We start from the raw sequence: 17,222 nt of genomic DNA, 5'->3' as shown, positions 1-17,222 counted from the left end.
ATGAGCGGGCTGGACTACGAGCGCGCGGTGCTGTCCGGCGGCCCGGTCGGGATCATGCAGGCGTGCATGGACGTGGTCACGCCGTATATCCACGACCGCAAGCAGTTCGGCCAGAGCATCGGCGAATTCCAGCTGATCCAGGGCAAGGTGGCCGATATGTACACCACGCTGCAGGCCGCGCGCAGCTACCTGTACACGGTCGGCAAGAACCTGGACGCGCTGGGCAGCGGGCACGTGCGCCAGGTGCGCAAGGACTGCGCCGCGGTGATCCTGTACACCGCCGAGAAGGCCACCTGGATGGCGGGCGAGACCGTGCAGATCCTGGGCGGCAACGGCTATATCAATGAATACCCGGCCGGCCGCCTGTGGCGCGACGCCAAGCTGTACGAGATCGGCGCCGGCACCTCGGAAATCCGCCGCATGCTGATCGGCCGCGAGCTGTTCGCCGAAACCATGTAAAGCGCAAGGGGGGCGCCGAAATCACCCGGAGCCCCCGCCCGAACCCCATTACAATCTCAGTACCCGTCGCAAGACCGCTCGCCGCACATTTCTCCCGGCCCCCGTCGACCCATGTCCCACTTCCCCAAACTGCTCTCCTCGCAGATTGCCTTCGATGTGGCGAGAACGATGCTCGACGGGTTCGACAAGCATTACCGTCTGTTCCGCGAGGTCAGCCACCAGGCCAAGCTCAAGTTCGAGGCCGGCGACTGGCACGGGCTGCAGCAGATCCAGCGCGACCGCATTGCGTTCTACAACGAGCGCGTGCGCGAATCGAGCGTGATCCTGGAAGACGAGTACGACGCCGAGAACATCGAGGACGAGATCTGGCAGCAGATCAAGCTGCACTACATCGGCCTGCTGACCAACCACCACCAGCCCGAGCTGGCCGAGACCTTCTTCAACTCGGTCTGCACGCGCATCCTGCACCGCTCGTACTTCAACAACGATTTCATCTTCGTGCGCCCGGCGATCTCGACCGAGTACATCGAGAACGAGGAATCGCCCACGCGCCCCACCTTCCGCGCCTACTACCCGGGCAGCCGCGAGGGCATGGCCGCGTGCTTCGAGCGCATCGTGCACAACTTCCAGCTGGAGAGCCCGTTCGAGGACCTGCAGCGCGACATCGGCTACGTGGTGCGCGCGGTCAGCGAGCATTTCGGCGACCTGCGCATCGCGCCGAATTTCCAGGTCCATACGCTGTCGTCGCTGTTCTTCCGCAACAAGTCGGCCTTTATCATCGGCCGCATCCTGAACGGCGACCGCACTTTCCCGCTGGCGATCCCGATCGTGCACGGCCCCTCGGGCAAGCTGACGCTGGACACCGTGCTGCTGAAGAAGGAACAGTTGCTGATCCTGTTCTCGTTCACGCACTCCTACTTCATGGTCGACATGGAGATCCCGTCGGCCTACGTGACCTTCCTGCGCGACATCATGCCGCGCAAGCCGCGCGCCGAGATCTATACCTCGCTGGGCCTGCAGAAGCAGGGCAAGAACCTGTTCTACCGCGACTTCCTGCACCACCTGCAGCATTCGTCGGACAAGTTCATCGTCGCGCCCGGCATCCGCGGGCTGGTGATGCTGGTGTTCACGCTGCCGTCGTACCCGTACGTGTTCAAGGTCATCAAGGACTTTTTCCCGGCGCCCAAGGAAACCACGCGCGAGCTGGTCAAGTCCAAGTACCAGCTGGTCAAGCAGCACGACCGCGTCGGCCGCATGGCCGATACGCTGGAGTACTCCGACGTGGCCTTCCCGCTCTCGCGCTTCGACGAGGCGCTGGTGCGCGAGTTCGAGCAGCACGCGCCGTCGATGATCGAGTACCAGCGCGGCAAGGATGGCGGCGAAGAGATCGTGGTGCGCCACGTCTATATCGAGCGCCGCATGACGCCGCTGAACATCTACCTGACGGAGGGCACTGACGAGCAGGTCGAGCACGGCGTGATTGAATACGGCAACGCCGTCAAGGAGCTGATCGCTGCGAACATCTTCCCGGGAGACATGCTGTACAAGAACTTCGGCGTCACGCGCCACGGGCGCGTGGTGTTCTACGACTACGACGAGATCGAGTACCTGACCGACTGCAACATCCGCGACGTGCCGCAGCCGCGCAACGAGGAAGAGGAGATGTCGGGCGAGGTCTGGTACACGGTGCGTCCGCACGACATCTTTCCCGAGACCTTCCGCACCTTCCTGCTGGGCGACACGCGCGTGCGCGCGGCGTTCCTGCGCCACCATGCGGACTTTTTCGACCCTGCCATGTGGCAGAGCCACAAGGACCGGCTGCTGGCCGGACATGTTCATGACTTCTTTGCCTATCACCGTTCAGAGCGATTTATTCACCGCTACAGCGAAGCTGGCAGCGCGCAGGGTACCGCTGCCGTTCCCGATCCTGGTCCTGCAAGGAGGGTCGCATGACTGACGCCATCGCCCAGCTGTTCCGCAACAACCGCGAGTGGGTCGACCGCGTCAACGCCGAAGACCCCACCTTCTTCATGCGCCTGGCCAACCAGCAGGCGCCCGAGTACCTGTGGATCGGCTGCTCCGATTCGCGCGTGCCGGCCAACCAGATTCTGGGCCTCGCCCCGGGCGAGGTGTTCGTCCACCGCAATATCGCCAACGTGATCGCGCACAGCGACCTGAACGCGCTGGCGGTGATCCAGTTCGCGGTAGAGGTGCTCAAGGTGCGCCATATCACCGTGGTGGGCCACTACGGCTGCGGCGGTGTCAAGGTCGCGCTCAAGCGCGAGCGCATCGGCCTGGCCGACAACTGGCTGCGCCATGTGCGCGACGTGGCCGACAAGCACGAGGCCTATCTCGGCACGCTGCTGCGCGAAGACGACGCCCATACCCGGCTGTGCGAGCTCAATGTGATCGAGCAGGTCAACAACGTCTGCCAGACCACCGTGCTCCAGGACGCCTGGAGCCGCGGCCAGGCGGTGACCGTGCATGGCTGGGTCTACGGCGTGTCCGACGGCCTGCTGCGCGACCTGGGCATGGCCGCCAGCAGCAACGACGAACTGCGCGAGCAACTGGCCGCGGCCTACCGCCAGTACGGCGATCCGCCGCAGGCGTCGATCCGCTGACCGGACGCACACACCGCTTCTTCATCCACCGATCCAGGAGACCCGACATGGAAGAGATCGTCATCGTTTCAGCCGCCCGCACGCCGATGGCTGCGTTCCAGGGCGAATTCGCCAGCGTCACCGCGCCGCAGCTGGGCGCCGTGGCCATCCGCGCCGCCGTAGAGCGCGCCGGCCTGAAGCCCGAGCAGGTGGAAGAGGTGGTGTTCGGCTGCGTGCTGCCGGCCGGCCAGGGCCAGGCCCCGGCGCGCCAGGCCGCGCTGGGCGCGGGCCTGCCGCTGGGCGTGGGCTGCACCACCGTCAACAAGATGTGCGGCTCGGGCATGCGCGCGGCCATGACCGTCTACGACGGGCTGATCGCGGGCTCGTTCGATATCGCCATTGCCGGCGGCATGGAGAGCATGACCAATGCGCCGTACCTGGTGCCGAAGGGCCGCGGCGGCTACCGCATCGGCCACGGCATGATCTACGACCACATGATGCTGGACGGCCTGGAAGACGCGTATGACAAGGGCCGCGCCATGGGCACCTTCGGTGAGGACTGCGCCGCCAAGTACGGCTTTACGCGCGAGCAGCAGGACGAATTCGCGATGGAAAGCGTGCGCCGCGCCCAGCAGGCCACCGAGAACGGCGACTTCCGCTGGGAGATCGCGCCGGTGACGGTGTCCGGCAGGGGCGGCGACACCGTGATCGACACCGACGAAGGCCCGCGCCGCATCAAGCTGGACAAGATCCCCTCGCTCAAGCCCGCGTTTGCCAAGGACGGCACCATCACGGCGGCCTCGTCGTCGTCCATCAACGACGGCGCCTCGGCGCTGGTGATGATGCGCGCCTCCACCGCGAAGAAGCTGGGCCTGCAGCCGATCGCGCGCATGCTCGGCCACACCACCCACGCGCAGGCGCCGGGCTGGTTCACCACCGCGCCGGTGGAAGCGATTTCCAAGCTGTACCGCAAGCTGGACTGGACCACCGACAGCGTCGACCTGTTCGAGATCAACGAGGCCTTCGCCGTGGTGCCGATGGCGGCCATGCACGACCTCAAGATCCCGCGTGACAAGGTCAATATCCATGGTGGCGCCTGCGCACTGGGCCACCCGATCGGCGCTTCGGGCGCACGCATCATGACCACGCTGATCGGCGCGCTGCGCAAGACCGGGGGCAAGCGTGGGGTGGCGAGCCTGTGCATTGGTGGTGGCGAGGCGACTGCGGTGGGGGTCGAGATCCTGTAACGCGTTCCTTCCCGCTTGTTTTCTCCCCTCTCCCGCTTGCGGGAGAGGGAGCAAGACAGAGGCAGTTTGCTGAACCCGTGGCCGGGCGAGCCGTTTCGCGCTCCGGCCAGCCCGACAAAGGAGCACAGCCTTGCCAACCGTCCTGATCCTCGGTGCCTCGCGCGGCATCGGCCTTGAATTCGTGCGCCAGTACCGTGCCGACGGCTGGCGCGTCATTGCGGCGGCGCGTACGCCTGAAGGCGTCGGCGCATTGCAGGCGCTGGGCGCCGAAGCCCATCAGGTCGACCTGTCCGATGCCGGCGCGGTCGCGGGCCTGGGCTGGAAGCTCGACGGCGAAGCCCTCGACGTGGCGATCTACAACGCCGGCGTGCTGGGACCCCGCACCGAAGGCGCGCAACCGGTCACGCCGCAGGAATTCGACCGGGTGATGCATGTCAACGTGCTGGGCCCGATGATGGCGCTGCCGCTGCTGCTGCCCTACGTCGAAGCGGGCCAGTCCGGCCACGGCGGCGTGCTGGCGGTGCTGTCCTCGCGCATGGGCAGCATCACCGCGATGGAGCACAGCACCAGCTGGCTGTACCGCGTCAGCAAGGCCGGCGCCAATGCGGCGCTGCGCGCGGTCTCGCTCGATGCGCGCCATGCCACCTGCGTCGCGCTGCACCCGGGCTGGGTCAAGACCGACATGGGCGGCCAGGAAGCCGACCTGACCGTGCAGCAGAGCGTCAAGGGCATGCGCCAGTTGCTCGCCGGCGTCAAGCGGCGCGACAACGGCACCTTCCACAATTACGACGGCACGCCCATCCCCTGGTAAGCGCGCACGCACACTGAGCATCGAACCGACATGCTGCTGACCCCCGAACAGGAAATGATCCGCGACGCCGTGCGCCAGTTCGCGCAGGAAGTGATCGCGCCGCAGGCCGCGCAGTGGGACCGCGACAAGACCTTCCCCAAGGACGTGCACCGCGAACTGGCGGCGCTGGGCGCCTACGGCGTGGCGGTGCCGGAGGAATACGGCGGCGCCGGACTGGACTACCTGTCGCTGGCGCTGATCCTGGAAGAGATCGCGGCCGGCGATGGCGGCACCTCCACCGTCATCAGCGTCAATAACTGCCCGGTGTGCAGCATGCTGATGTCGTTCGCCGGCGAGGCGCAGAAGCAGCAGTGGCTGGTGCCGCTGGCGCGCGGCGAGATGCTGGGCGCGTTCTGCCTGACCGAGCCGCACGTGGGCTCGGATGCGTCGGCGCTGCGTACCACTGCGGTACGCGATGGCGACCACTACGTGCTCAACGGCGTCAAGCAGTTCATCACCAGCGGCCAGAACGCCGACGTGGCGATCGTGCTGGCCGTGACCGACAAGGCCGCAGGCAAGCGCGGCATCAGCGCCTTTATCGTGCCGACTTCGACCCCGGGCTACGTGGTGGCGCGGCTGGAGGACAAGCTCGGCCAGCATTCGTCGGACACCGCGCAGATCCTGTTCGAGGACTGCCGCGTGCCGGCGGCCAACCTGCTCGGCGACGAGGGCGGCGGCTACAAGATGGCGCTGTCGGGACTGGAAGGCGGGCGCATCGGCATCGCCTCGCAGAGCATCGGCATGGCGCGCGCCGCGTTCGAGGCGGCGCTGGCCTATGCCAAGGAGCGCGAGAGCTTCGGCCAGCCGCTGTTCCAGCACCAGGCGGTGCAGTTCCGCCTGGCCGAGATGGCCACCCGCATCGACGTGGCGCGCCAGATGGTGTGGCACGCCGCCGCGCTGCGCGACGCCGGCCGCCCGTGCCTGAAGGAAGCGGCCATGGCCAAGCTCTTTGCCAGCGAGATGGCCGAGCGGGTGTGCTCGGATGCGATCCAGGTGTTCGGCGGCTACGGCTACGTCAGCGACTTCCCGGTGGAGCGCATCTACCGCGACGTGCGCGTGTGCCAGATCTACGAGGGCACCAGCGATATCCAGAAGATCCTGATCGCGCGCGCGCTGGCCTAGCGATGCGCGTACGATGGGGTGTGTGCCGCGAAGGCGGCGCGCTTCCCTGATCCCCGTACCGGCAACCACAACAAGAAGGGCCCCGACATGACCGCAGCGATCGACTTCTACTTTGATTTCTCTTCGCCCTACGGCTACTTTGCCAGTACCCGCATCGACGACCTGGCGCAGAAGTACGGGCGCATCGTCGCCTGGCATCCCATCCTGCTGGGCGTGGTGTTCAAGACCACCGGCGCCTCGCCGCTGCCGCAGCTGCCGCTCAAGGGCGATTATTCGTGGCGCGATTTCGAGCGCACCGCGCGCTTCCACGGCATCGAGTACAAGCGCCCCACGCATTTCCCGCTGCCCACCACGCACGCCGCGCGTGCCATGCTGTGGCTGCAGAACCACCACGGCGATGACATCGCCGCGGCCTTTGCCAAGTCGGTGTACCGCGCGCTGTTCGTCGACGACATCAATATCGCCGAGCCGGCCGAGATCATGAAGCTGGCCGAGCCGCTGGGCGTGGACGTGCAGGCGCTGGATGCCGGCGCCACCAGCTACCAGATCAAGGACCAGCTCAAGGCCGAGATCGACGTGGCGATGGCCAAGGGCGTGTTCGGCTCGCCCTTCGTCATCATCGATGGCGAGCCGTTCTGGGGCTTCGACCGCTTCGACCAGGTCGAGGCCCACCTGAAGAGCCGCCGCCAGACTGAACTCCGGGCTGTGCCGAGCCTGGACACCAAGGAAAAGAAACCCGCATGACTGCAGCAACCCGTGGCCATTCCGGCCGATTCGATTGCGTGATCTTCGACTGCGACGGCGTGCTCGTCGACAGCGAGCCCATCGTCAACCGCGTGCTCAACCAGATGCTGAACGAGCTTGGCATCGAGATCTCGCTGGAAGACTCCACGCGCCTGTTTCTCGGCCGCGCCGTGCGCGAAGAGCTGGAGATGATCGAGCGCATGCGCGGCGCGCCGCTGCCCGAGAACTGGCTGTCGACCTGGCTGGCGCGCCGCAACGCGGTGCTGGAAGCCGAAGTCGCTGCGGTCGCCCATGTGCGCGAGGCGATTGGCAAGATCGCCGCCACCGGCATGCCGGTGTGCGTGGCGTCGGGTGCGGACCGCGTCAAGGTCAAGCTGCAACTGACCAGGACCGGCCTGGTCGAGCTGTTCCAGCAGGATGAGCGCGAGCATATCTTCTCCGCCACCGAAGTGGCACGCAGCAAGCCCGCGCCCGATGTGTACCTGCTGGCCGCGCGCACCATGGGCGTTGAGCCGGCGCGCTGCGCCGTGGTGGAAGACAGCCCGACCGGCGTGACCGCGGGCGTTGCCGCCGGCATGACGGTGTTCGGCTACGCCGAGCGCAACGATGCCGCGCTGCTGCGCGAGGCCGGCGCGGGCACCATCTTCACCGATATGCGCGACCTGCCGGAGCTGGTGGGATGACCGCGAAAGCGGCAGGCCGCCTGCCCAAGGCCGGACCGGTGCCGTGCCCGTGCGGCAGCGCGGACTATGCCGCCTGCTGCGGCCGCTTCCATCGTGGCGAGGCACTGCCGCCCAATGCCGAGGCACTGATGCGCTCCCGCTACAGCGCCTATGTGCTGAACGACATGGAATGGTTGCGGCAGACCTGGCATGCATCGACCTGCCCGGCCGACCTGTTGCCGGATACCGCCACGCGCTGGCTCGGGCTCACGGTGAAGGCGCATGCGCAGCAGGACGATGCGCATGCCGAAGTGGAGTTCGTGGCGCGCTACAAGGTAGGCGGGCGCGCCATGCGGCTGCACGAACGCAGCCGCTTTGTACGCGAGCCGCGCGCGCCTGGCGAGGCACCGCGCTGGCTCTATGTGGATGGCGACATGATCGGGGAGACATCATGAGCATCGAGAAGCGGAATGAGCCTGAGTACCTGCTGTATTGCTTTGCCCAGTCCGGCAATGCCTACAAGGTGGCGCTGCTGCTGGAGACCGTCGGCGTGCAGCGCGGCCAGCAGCTGTGGCAGCCGCGCTTCGTCGATTTCTTCAACGGCGAGACCCGCACGCCCGAATACCGCGCCATCAACGTGATGGGCGAGGTGCCGGTGCTGGAGTGCGGCGGCCAGCGCCTGTCGCAGTCCGGTGCCATCCTGGAAACGCTGGCCACGCGCCTCGATGCCTACGGCCCGCGCGACGAGGCCGAGCGCGCCGAGGTGCTGCGCTGGCTGCTGTTCGACAACCACAAGTTCACCTCCTACACCGCCACCTATCGCTTCATGCGCACCTTTGCCAGGTCGCCGGACCCGGCCGTGCTGGAGTTCTTCCGCGCGCGCTGCGAAGGCGCGTGGAACGTGCTCAACGCGCAACTGGCCGGGCGAGCGTTCCTGCTGGGCGAGCGCGCCACCATCGCGGACTTCTCGCTGTCGGGCTACGTCTTCTTCGACGACGAGATCGGCGTGCACTGGCGCAAGGAGTATCCGCATATCCACGCCTGGGCCGAGCGCATCCGTGCGCTGCCGGGCTGGAAGCACCCCTACGACCTGATGCCGGGGCACCCGCTGCCCAAGCACGCAGGCTGAGCCCGGCCGCTGGCAGGACGGCGAAAACCAATATCAAGCAGGAAGAGACACAGATGCCCACCCTGGAAACCAAACTCAACGCCCGCTCCGAATCCTTCCAGGCCAACGCCGAGTCGATGCAGGCCCTGGTGGCCGACCTCAAGGCCAGGATCGCGAAGCTGGCCGAAGGCGGCGGCGACGACGCGCGCAACAAGCACCTGTCGCGCGGCAAGCTGCTGCCGCGCGACCGCGTACAGCAACTGCTGGATCCGGGCACCCCGTTCCTGGAGCTGTCGCAGCTGGCCGCGTACGACATGTACGACAATGCCGCACCGGGCGCGGGCATCGTCACCGGCATCGGCCGCGTGGCCGGGCAGGAGTGCGTGATCGTCTGCAATGACGCCACCGTCAAGGGCGGCACCTACTACCCGATGACGGTCAAGAAGCATGTGCGCGCACAGGAGATCGCCGAGCAGAACAACCTGCCCTGCATCTACCTGGTCGATTCCGGCGGCGCCAACCTGCCCAACCAGGACGACGTGTTCCCCGACCGCGACCACTTCGGCCGCATCTTCTACAACCAGGCCAACCTGTCCAAGCAGGGCATCCCGCAGATCGCGGTGGTGATGGGCTCGTGCACCGCCGGCGGCGCCTACGTGCCCGCGATGAGCGACGAGTCCATCATCGTCAAGAACCAAGGCACCATCTTCCTGGGCGGCCCGCCGCTGGTGAAGGCCGCCACCGGCGAGGAGGTCAGCGCCGAAGACCTGGGCGGCGCCGACGTGCATACGCGCCTGTCGGGCGTGGCCGACTACTTCGCGCAGAACGACCATCATGCGCTGAGCCTGGCGCGCAATATCGTGCAGCACCTGAACCGCCGCAAGCCGGACCAGATCCGCCTGCACGAGCCGGTCGAGCCGCTCTACCCGGTGGAAGAACTGTACGGCGTGATCCCGACCGACACGCGCAAGCCCTACGACGTGCGCGAGGTGATCGCGCGCCTGGTCGACGGCTCCGAGTTCGACGAGTTCAAGGCGCGCTACGGCACCACGCTGGTGTGCGGCTTCGCGCGCATCTGGGGCTACCCAGTCGGCATCATCGCCAACAACGGCATCCTGTTCTCCGAGTCCGCGCTCAAGGGCGCGCACTTCATCGAGCTGTGCTGCCAGCGCAAGATCCCGCTGGTGTTCCTGCAGAACATCACTGGCTTCATGGTCGGGCGCAAGTACGAGAACGAAGGCATCGCGCGCAACGGCGCCAAGATGGTGACCGCGGTGGCCACCGCGCAGGTACCCAAGTTCACGGTGATCATCGGCGGCTCGTTCGGCGCCGGCAACTACGGCATGTGCGGGCGCGCGTATTCGCCGCGCTTCCTGTGGATGTGGCCGAACGCGCGCATCTCGGTGATGGGCGGCGAGCAGGCCGCCAGCGTGCTGGCCACGGTGCGCCGCGACGGCATCGAAGGCAAGGGCGGCAAGTGGAGCGCGCAGGAGGAAGAGGCGTTCAAGCAGCCGATCCGCGACCAGTACGAGCACCAGGGCCATCCGTACTACGCCAGCGCGCGGCTGTGGGACGACGGCGTGATCGACCCGGCGCAGACCCGCACCGTGCTGGGCCTGGGTCTTTCCGCCAGCCTGAACGCACCGATCGACGAGATGAAGTTCGGCGTGTTCCGCATGTAATCCCGGCCACGCCGCTACTGTCACATTACCGCCTTCCACCCCATGCGCAGCGTCGCCCGCCTGCTTTGCAGCCCAGCCCTGGTTACGGCGCTTGCCTTGCTGGCGCCGCTGTCGGGGCATGCGCAGAGCGCGAACGGCAACGGCAATCCTGCGCCGCGCATGCGCTTCCAGGAGCAGGTGGTGATGCTGCCCAAGGCGGCGATCCCGTCGCGCATCGACCTGGAGGCCACGGTATTCAAGCCGGCTGGCGATGGGCCGTTCCCGCTGGTGGTGATCAACCACGGCAAGGCGCCGGGCCGGCCCGCGATGCAGGGGCGCGCACGCTTTCCGGCGCAGAGCCTGGAATTCCTGCGCCGCGGCTACGCCGTGGTGCTGCCGATGCGGCAGGGTTTTGCGCGCTCGGGTGGCGCCTATGTGGGCGGCAGCTGCGACATCGAGACCAACGGCATGATGCAGGCCGACGATGTCGTCGCCACGCTCGACTTCATGGCCACGCAGCCCTATGTGGACATGGACCGCATTGTCGTGATCGGCCAGTCGCACGGGGGCCTGACCACGATGGCGTTCAGCACCATCGGCTATCCGGGGGTGCTGGGCGTGGTCAACTTCGCGGGCGGGCTGCGCAACCTGAACTGCGCGGACTGGGAAGAGCGCCTGGTCGATGCCTTTGCCAGCTATGGCGGCCTGGCGCGCTACCCGTCGCTGTGGGTGTACGGCGACAACGACAGCTACTGGCCGGTGCCCTTGCCCGGCCGCATGTTCAACGCCTTCAAGGCGCGCGCCACCGGTCCCGCGGCCAGATCGCGGCTGGTGGACGTGGGCGAGTTCGGCAACGACTCGCATCGCGTCTTCAGCGCGCGCGAAGGCATCCCGGTGTGGTTGCCTGAAGTCGGCAACTTCTTCCGCTCGCTGGGGCTGCCGTTCGACGCCGGGACCTGAACCGCACCAGACAACTTAATCCGCCAACGGAGCGAACCATGGAATTCACCGCCCTGACCGTCAATATCGCCAGCCACGTCGCCACCGTCACGCTGAACCGGCCCGATGTGCGCAACGCCTTCAACGAGACCGTGATCGCCGAGCTGACTGGCGCCTTCCGCGCGCTGGGCGACATGGACGAGGTGCGCGCCATCGTGCTGGCCGGCAACGGCCCTGCCTTCTGCGCCGGCGCCGACCTGAATTGGATGAAGAAGATGGCCGGCTATTCCGACGACCAGAACCGCGCCGATGCGCTGACCCTGGCGCAGATGCTGCACACCATCTGGTCGTGCCCGCGCCCGGTGATCGCGCGCATCCAGGGCGACACCTACGCCGGCGGCATGGGCCTGGTGGCCGCGTGCGATATCGCGGTGGCTGCCGAGCACGCGCACTTCTGCCTGTCCGAGGCGCGCCTGGGACTGCTGCCCGCCACCATCAGCCCGTATGTGATCCGCGCGCTGGGCGAGCAGGCCGCACGCCGCTACTTCATCACCGCCGAGCGCTTCGATGCCGCCGAGGCGCTGCGGCTGGGCTTTGTGCATGCGGTGGTGCCGGCCGAGGCTCTGGACGCCAAGGTCGCCGAACTGGCGACTGCGCTGGTGGCCAACAGCCGGAACGCCGTGCGCGAAAGCAAGCGACTGGTGCAGGACATCGCCGGGCGCGCGATCGACAACGACTTGCTGGCCGATACCGCGGACCGGATTGCAAAGATCCGGGCGTCGGAAGAGGGGCGTGAAGGGGTGAAGTCGTTCCTGGAGAAGCGCTCGCCGTCGTGGCGGCCGGCTTGAGGCAAAAGACTGGCTTACCGCTTGTTTGCTCCCCTCTTCCGCGCGCGGGAGAGGGGCTGGGGGAGAGGGCGGGCTTATGCCAAGCATGAGGCGCCTGACTTCGTGGGAAGGCCTGCCCTCTCCCCCCACCCCTCTCCCGCAGGCGGGAGAGGGGAGTTCCGTAGCAGCATGCGACAGCATGCCTCCGTAAATAAAGATTGCGTGTAGATCGCAGCACGCTAGCAACAAGAACAAGGCTTCATCATGGAAACATCCGTCAAGTTTCGCTAACGCGCCGCTAACTTGGAAATTCCATTGTCATTGCCAACCTGAAAGAGACATTCCTAACATGACCCTCCCCAACCTGTCCGCCACCGTCGCACAGCCCGGCCTTGCCGGCAACGGCGCGCGCGCGGACGGTCAACAAAGGAGGGCTACCTTGGATCACCTGTCCCTTTCCCCAGGCAGAGACGCGCAGGCACTCGGCCAGCGCAGCCGCAACGCCGTCTGGCATCCATGCACGCGGCTGCGCCCCGACGACGACGCGGTGCCGCTGGCGATCGTGCGCGGCGTCGGCCCGTGGCTGCATGATGCCGACGGCCGCCGCTATTTCGACGCCACCAGTTCGTGGTGGGTCAACCTGTTCGGCCACGCCAACCCGCGCATCAACGCCGCGCTGGCCAGCCAGCTGGAAACGCTTGAGCACGTGATGCTCGCCGGCTGCACCCATGCCCCGGCGGTGGAGCTGGCGGAGCGCCTGTCGGCGCTGACCGGCGGCGCGCTCGGCAATGTCTTCTACGCTTCGGACGGCGCCTCGGCGGTCGAGATCGCGCTGAAGATGAGCTTCCACTACTGGCGCAATACCGGCCTGCCTGCCAAGCGCGAGTTCGTCTGCCTGCGCCACGGCTACCACGGCGAGACCGTGGGCGCGCTCGCGGTGACCGACGTGGAAGTCTTCCGCGATGCCTATGATCCGCTGATCCGCCGCGCACACGTGGTGATGTCGCCCGACGCACGCCAGGCCGCACCCGGCGAGAGCGCTGCGGACGTGGCCGCCCGCGCCCTGGCGGAGCTGGAAACCCTGCTGCGCGAGCGCGCCGGCCAGATCGCCGCGCTGATCGTCGAGCCGCTGGTGCAGGGCGCCGCCGGCATGGCGATGTACGACCCGTCGTATCTGGATGGCGCGCGCGCTTTGTGCGACCGCTACCGGATCCACCTGATCGCCGACGAGATCGCGGTGGGCTGCGGGCGCACCGGCACCTTCTTCGCGTGGGAACAGTCGCGCGCCGGGGAGGCGCCGCTGCCCGCGCACCTGTGGCCCGACTTCCTGTGCCTGTCCAAGGGCATCAGCGGCGGCTACCTGCCGCTGTCGCTGGTGCTGTCGCGCCCGGAGATCCAGCGTGCCTTCGTCGCCGACGAGCTGGCCCGCAGCTTCCTGCATTCGCACTCCTACACCGGCAACCCGCTGGCCTGCCGCGCCGCGCTGGCCACGCTGGACTTGTTCGCGCAGGACGACGTGCTCGCGCGCAACCGCGAGCGCGCGCACTGGCTCGCCGACGGCATGGCCGCGCTGGCCGCCGACGCGCGCCTGCGGCACGTCCGCCAGCGCGGGCTGATCTGGGCCGCCGATGTGCGCGATGACGTCGCCGGCGCCGACTTTGCCGCGCGCTTCCATCACGCCGCGCGCGAGCGCGAGCTGCTGGTGCGCCCGATCGGCAATACGCTGTACGTGATGCCGCCCTACGTCTTCGATGCCGCGCAGGCACGCTGGCTGGGCGAGCAGATGATGGCCACGCTCGACGATGTGACCACGAGCGGGGAGGTGCGCCATGCTGCTTGAACAACTGAGGCGGGCCGCCGAACAGCGCCACGCGCTGGCCCTGACGCGCCGCCGCCGCGTTGCCCACACTGCCTGCGCGCCGCACCAGGCCGTGGGCGAGGACGGGTCCGAGCCGGAATCGCTGCTGACCTTCTGCAGCAACGACTACATGGGGCTGGCCAACCACCCGGACGTGATCGCCGCGCTGGTGGAAGGCGCGCAGCGCTATGGTGCGGGCAGCGGTGCCTCGCACCTGGTCAGCGGGCATTCGCTGGCGCACACCCAGCTGGAAGCGGAACTGGCGCGCTGGCTCGCCCCGCATATCCCGCATGCGTGCACGCTGTATTTCTGCACCGGCTACATGGCCAACATGGCGGTGCTGACCGCGCTGGGCACCGCGGGCGCCACGCTGTTCTGCGAGTCGCTCAACCATGCCTCGCTGATCGATGGGGCGCGGCTCGCGCGCGCCGACGTGCAGCGCTACCCGCATTGCGACACCGCCGCGCTGGAAGCGCTGCTGGCGGCCAGCACCAGCGAGCGCAAGCTGATCGTGACCGACAGCGTGTTCAGCATGGACGGCAATGTCGCGCCGCTGCGCAAGCTGCTGGAACTGGCCGAGCGCCATGACGCCTGGATCATTGTCGATGACGCCCACGGCTTCGGCGTGCTGGGCGAGCAGGGCCACGGCGTGCTGGAAGCGCTGGGGCTGTCGTCCGAGCGGCTGATCTATATCGGCACGCTCGGCAAGGCCGCCGGCGTGGCGGGCGCCTTCGTCGCCGCGCACGAGACCATCATCGAACACCTGGTCAACACCGCGCGGCCGTATATCTACACCACGGCCGCGCCGCCGGCAGTCGCGCATGCGCTGCTGGCCAGCCTGGCGATCATCGAAGGAGAGGAGGGCACGCAACGCCGCGCGCAACTGACGCGCTGCATCGGCATGCTGCGCGAGGGGCTGGCCCAGCTGGCTGCCATCGCGGGCTGGACGCTGGGCGACAGCGAGACCGCGATCCAGCCGCTGATCGTCGGCGACAACGGCGCCGCGCTGGCGCTGTCGGCCACGCTGGAGGCGGATGGCATCCGCGTCGGCGCGATCCGGCCGCCGACCGTGCCGGAAGGGACCGCGAGGCTGCGCATCACGCTGTCGGCCGCGCACACCGAAGACGATGTGCGGCGCCTGCTGGATGCCCTGAGCGCCGCCGTGGCGCAGCGGGAGGTCGCATGAGCACGCGTGCGCCTTTCGCCTGCTTTGTCACCGGCACCGATACCGGCATCGGCAAAACCCACGCCAGCGCCACGCTGCTGCATGCGCTCCATGCCGCCGGCTACCGCACCGCGGGCATGAAGCCCGTGGCCAGCGGCAGTGAGTGGCGCGACGGCCATTGGCACAACGACGACGTGGCGCAGCTGCGCGCCGCCAGCTCGGTGGCGGTGCCGCTGGGCCAGACCTGCCCGTTCCTGCTGCGCACCCCGTGCTCGCCGCACCTGGCCGCCGCGCACGAGGGCGTGCGCATCACGCGCGCGCCGGTCCGTGCCGCCTTCGACGCGCTGCGCCGGCAGGCCGATGCGGTGGTGGTTGAGGGCGTGGGCGGCTTCAATGTGCCGCTCGACGCAGGCGCGGTGCGCTGGAACACCGCCGACCTGGCGGTGATGCTGGCGGTCCCGGTAGTGATGGTGGTCGGCATCCGGCTCGGCTGCCTGAACCACGCCGTGCTGACCGCCGAAGCCATCCGCGCGCGCGGCCTGCCGCTGGCGGGCTGGATCGCCAACCGGGTCGACCCGGACATGCTGCTGGCCGACGAGAACATCGCCACGCTGCATGCGTCGCTGGACGCGCCTTGCCTCGGTGAATTGCCCTGGCAACTGGCGCCCGCCGCTGCCGCTGGCCGGCTCGACCTTGCGCCGCTGTTCGCCGCCGCTACCCAATACCAAGCCGAGGCCGCCGGCCTTGCTGCCTGAACCAGAATTCGCATCGATCATGACTCAAGCTCACACCGCTACCACCGTTACTACCGTTTCCGTCGATTCCCTGCGCCAGAGCGCGCGCTCGCACGCACTGCCCGATGACGCCGCGTGGCGCGTCGATGACGTTGCCGCGCTGTTCGCGCTGCCGTTCAACGACCTGCTGTTCCGCGCCCAGCAAGTGCACCGCGAGCACTTCGACGCCAATACCGTGCAGCTGTCCACGCTGCTGTCGATCAAGACCGGCGGCTGCGAAGAGGATTGCGGCTACTGCCCGCAGAGCGCGCACCACGATGCCGGCGTGAAGGCCGAAAAGCTGATGGCGCTGGACGAAGTCCTGGACGCCGCGCGCGCGGCCAAGGCCAATGGCGCCACCCGCTTCTGCATGGGCGCCGCCTGGCGCAGCCCCAAGGACCGCCACCTGGAGCCGGTGATGGACATGGTGCGCGAAGTCAAGGCCATGGGCCTGGAGACCTGCGTCACGCTGGGCATGCTCAAGGCCGAGCAGGCCCAGCAGCTCAAGGAGGCGGGGCTGGACTACTACAACCACAATCTGGATACCTCGCCTGAGTTCTACGGCAAGATCATCACCACGCGCACCTACCAGGACCGGCTCGACACCATCGGCCATGTGCGCGACGCCGGCATCAATGTCTGCTGCGGCGGCATCGTCGGCATGGGCGAGGCGCGCGAAGCGCGCGCCGGCCTGATCGCGCAGCTGGCCAATATGGACCCGTATCCGGAGTCGGTGCCCATCAACAACCTGGTCCAGGTCGAAGGCACGCCACTGGCGGGCACCGAGGCGCTGGACCCGTTCGAGTTCGTCCGCACCATTGCCGTGGCACGCATCACCATGCCGCGCGCCATGGTGCGCCTGTCCGCCGGCCGCGAGGCCATGGACGAAGCGTTGCAGGCGCTGTGCTTCATGGCCGGCGCCAATTCCATTTTTTACGGCGAAAAGCTGCTGACCACCGGCAACCCGCAGGCCGACCGCGATCGCGCCCTGCTGGCCCGCCTCGACATCCGCGCAGAGGGCTACGCGGGATGACGAGGTAAGGAAGCCCACCGGTAATCAGCTGGCTCGCCGTCCTGTCGAAAAACTAGGAGGAGCCATGTTCAGCAAGATCCTGATCGCCAACCGCGGTGAAATCGCCTGCCGCGTGGCCGCCACCTGCCGCCGGCTCGGCATCCGCACCGTCGCGGTGTACTCGGATGCCGACGC

18 protein-coding genes are annotated in these 17,222 nt (G+C 67.8%); all 18 read left to right on the top strand.

The features are described from left to right. Positions 1-459, top strand: a 459-nt coding sequence (locus tag AC3WQZ_RS33615; RefSeq protein WP_492302005.1) for an acyl-CoA dehydrogenase family protein, incomplete at its 5' end; no start/stop codon positions are given. A 111-nt stretch (positions 460-570) separates the two neighbouring features. Next, complete coding sequence (gene aceK / locus AC3WQZ_RS33610) at positions 571-2,412, top strand: bifunctional isocitrate dehydrogenase kinase/phosphatase (RefSeq protein WP_492302004.1); 1,842 nt, start codon at positions 571-573, stop codon at positions 2,410-2,412. Further along, entirely contained in the window at positions 2,409-3,080 is a 672-nt protein-coding gene (gene can, locus AC3WQZ_RS33605; RefSeq protein WP_010813257.1) for a carbonate dehydratase, read from the top strand. Before aceK ends, can begins: the two co-directional genes overlap by 4 nt. 47 nt (positions 3,081-3,127) lie before the next feature. After that, positions 3,128-4,306 (top strand): acetyl-CoA C-acetyltransferase, encoded by a 1,179-nt coding sequence (locus AC3WQZ_RS33600; protein WP_492302003.1) that lies wholly within the window; start codon positions 3,128-3,130, stop codon positions 4,304-4,306. A gap of 130 nt (positions 4,307-4,436) precedes the next feature. Further along, complete coding sequence (locus AC3WQZ_RS33595) at positions 4,437-5,117, top strand: SDR family oxidoreductase (RefSeq protein ID WP_010813259.1); 681 nt, start codon at positions 4,437-4,439, stop codon at positions 5,115-5,117. A gap of 30 nt (positions 5,118-5,147) precedes the next feature. Further along, the gene (locus tag AC3WQZ_RS33590; protein ID WP_492302002.1) at positions 5,148-6,278 is read left to right on the top strand and encodes an acyl-CoA dehydrogenase family protein; all 1,131 of its coding nucleotides are present in this window, start codon (positions 5,148-5,150) and stop codon (positions 6,276-6,278) included. 87 nt (positions 6,279-6,365) lie between these two features. Further along, complete coding sequence (locus AC3WQZ_RS33585; RefSeq protein WP_010813261.1) at positions 6,366-7,022, top strand: 2-hydroxychromene-2-carboxylate isomerase; 657 nt, start codon at positions 6,366-6,368, stop codon at positions 7,020-7,022. Further along, positions 7,019-7,705: an HAD family hydrolase gene (locus tag AC3WQZ_RS33580; protein WP_010813262.1), complete on the top strand. Its 687-nt coding sequence runs from the start codon at positions 7,019-7,021 to the stop codon at positions 7,703-7,705. Before AC3WQZ_RS33585 ends, AC3WQZ_RS33580 begins: the two co-directional genes overlap by 4 nt. Next, positions 7,702-8,139 carry a YchJ family protein gene (locus AC3WQZ_RS33575; protein ID WP_010813263.1) on the top strand — a complete coding sequence of 146 codons (438 nt, stop codon included), beginning with the start codon at positions 7,702-7,704 and terminating at the stop codon, positions 8,137-8,139. The genes AC3WQZ_RS33580 and AC3WQZ_RS33575 overlap by 4 nt, the downstream gene beginning before the upstream one ends. Further along, a complete protein-coding gene (locus AC3WQZ_RS33570) occupies positions 8,136-8,813 on the top strand; it encodes a glutathione S-transferase family protein (protein WP_492302001.1) in 678 nt (225 codons plus the stop codon). Before AC3WQZ_RS33575 ends, AC3WQZ_RS33570 begins: the two co-directional genes overlap by 4 nt. A 53-nt stretch (positions 8,814-8,866) precedes the next feature. Next, positions 8,867-10,474 carry a carboxyl transferase domain-containing protein gene (locus tag AC3WQZ_RS33565; RefSeq protein ID WP_492301999.1) on the top strand — a complete coding sequence of 536 codons (1,608 nt, stop codon included), beginning with the start codon at positions 8,867-8,869 and terminating at the stop codon, positions 10,472-10,474. 42 nt (positions 10,475-10,516) lie between these two features. Beyond that, positions 10,517-11,413, top strand: coding sequence for a dienelactone hydrolase family protein (locus AC3WQZ_RS33560; protein ID WP_037023757.1), 897 nt, complete (start codon positions 10,517-10,519; stop codon positions 11,411-11,413). Between the two features lie 38 nt (positions 11,414-11,451). After that, the gene (locus tag AC3WQZ_RS33555; protein ID WP_492301997.1) at positions 11,452-12,240 is read left to right on the top strand and encodes an enoyl-CoA hydratase/isomerase family protein; all 789 of its coding nucleotides are present in this window, start codon (positions 11,452-11,454) and stop codon (positions 12,238-12,240) included. A 418-nt stretch (positions 12,241-12,658) separates the two neighbouring features. Further along, complete coding sequence (gene bioA / locus AC3WQZ_RS33550; protein ID WP_058698942.1) at positions 12,659-14,059, top strand: adenosylmethionine--8-amino-7-oxononanoate transaminase; 1,401 nt, start codon at positions 12,659-12,661, stop codon at positions 14,057-14,059. Then, positions 14,049-15,263, top strand: coding sequence for an 8-amino-7-oxononanoate synthase (gene bioF, locus AC3WQZ_RS33545; protein WP_010813269.1), 1,215 nt, complete (start codon positions 14,049-14,051; stop codon positions 15,261-15,263). The genes bioA and bioF overlap by 11 nt, the downstream gene beginning before the upstream one ends. Continuing rightward, a complete protein-coding gene (bioD, locus tag AC3WQZ_RS33540) occupies positions 15,260-15,997 on the top strand; it encodes a dethiobiotin synthase (protein ID WP_011614388.1) in 738 nt (245 codons plus the stop codon). The genes bioF and bioD overlap by 4 nt, the downstream gene beginning before the upstream one ends. Positions 15,998-16,016: 19 nt before the next feature. Continuing rightward, entirely contained in the window at positions 16,017-17,048 is a 1,032-nt protein-coding gene (gene bioB, locus AC3WQZ_RS33535; RefSeq protein WP_010813271.1) for a biotin synthase BioB, read from the top strand. A 64-nt stretch (positions 17,049-17,112) separates the two neighbouring features. Beyond that, a partial coding sequence (locus tag AC3WQZ_RS33530) for a biotin carboxylase N-terminal domain-containing protein (RefSeq protein WP_492299505.1) occupies positions 17,113-17,222 on the top strand: 110 nt, incomplete at its 3' end.

The organism is Cupriavidus sp. FW305-26 (genome assembly GCF_058787975.1).
This window is presented reverse-complemented; position numbering and strand designations above follow the sequence as displayed.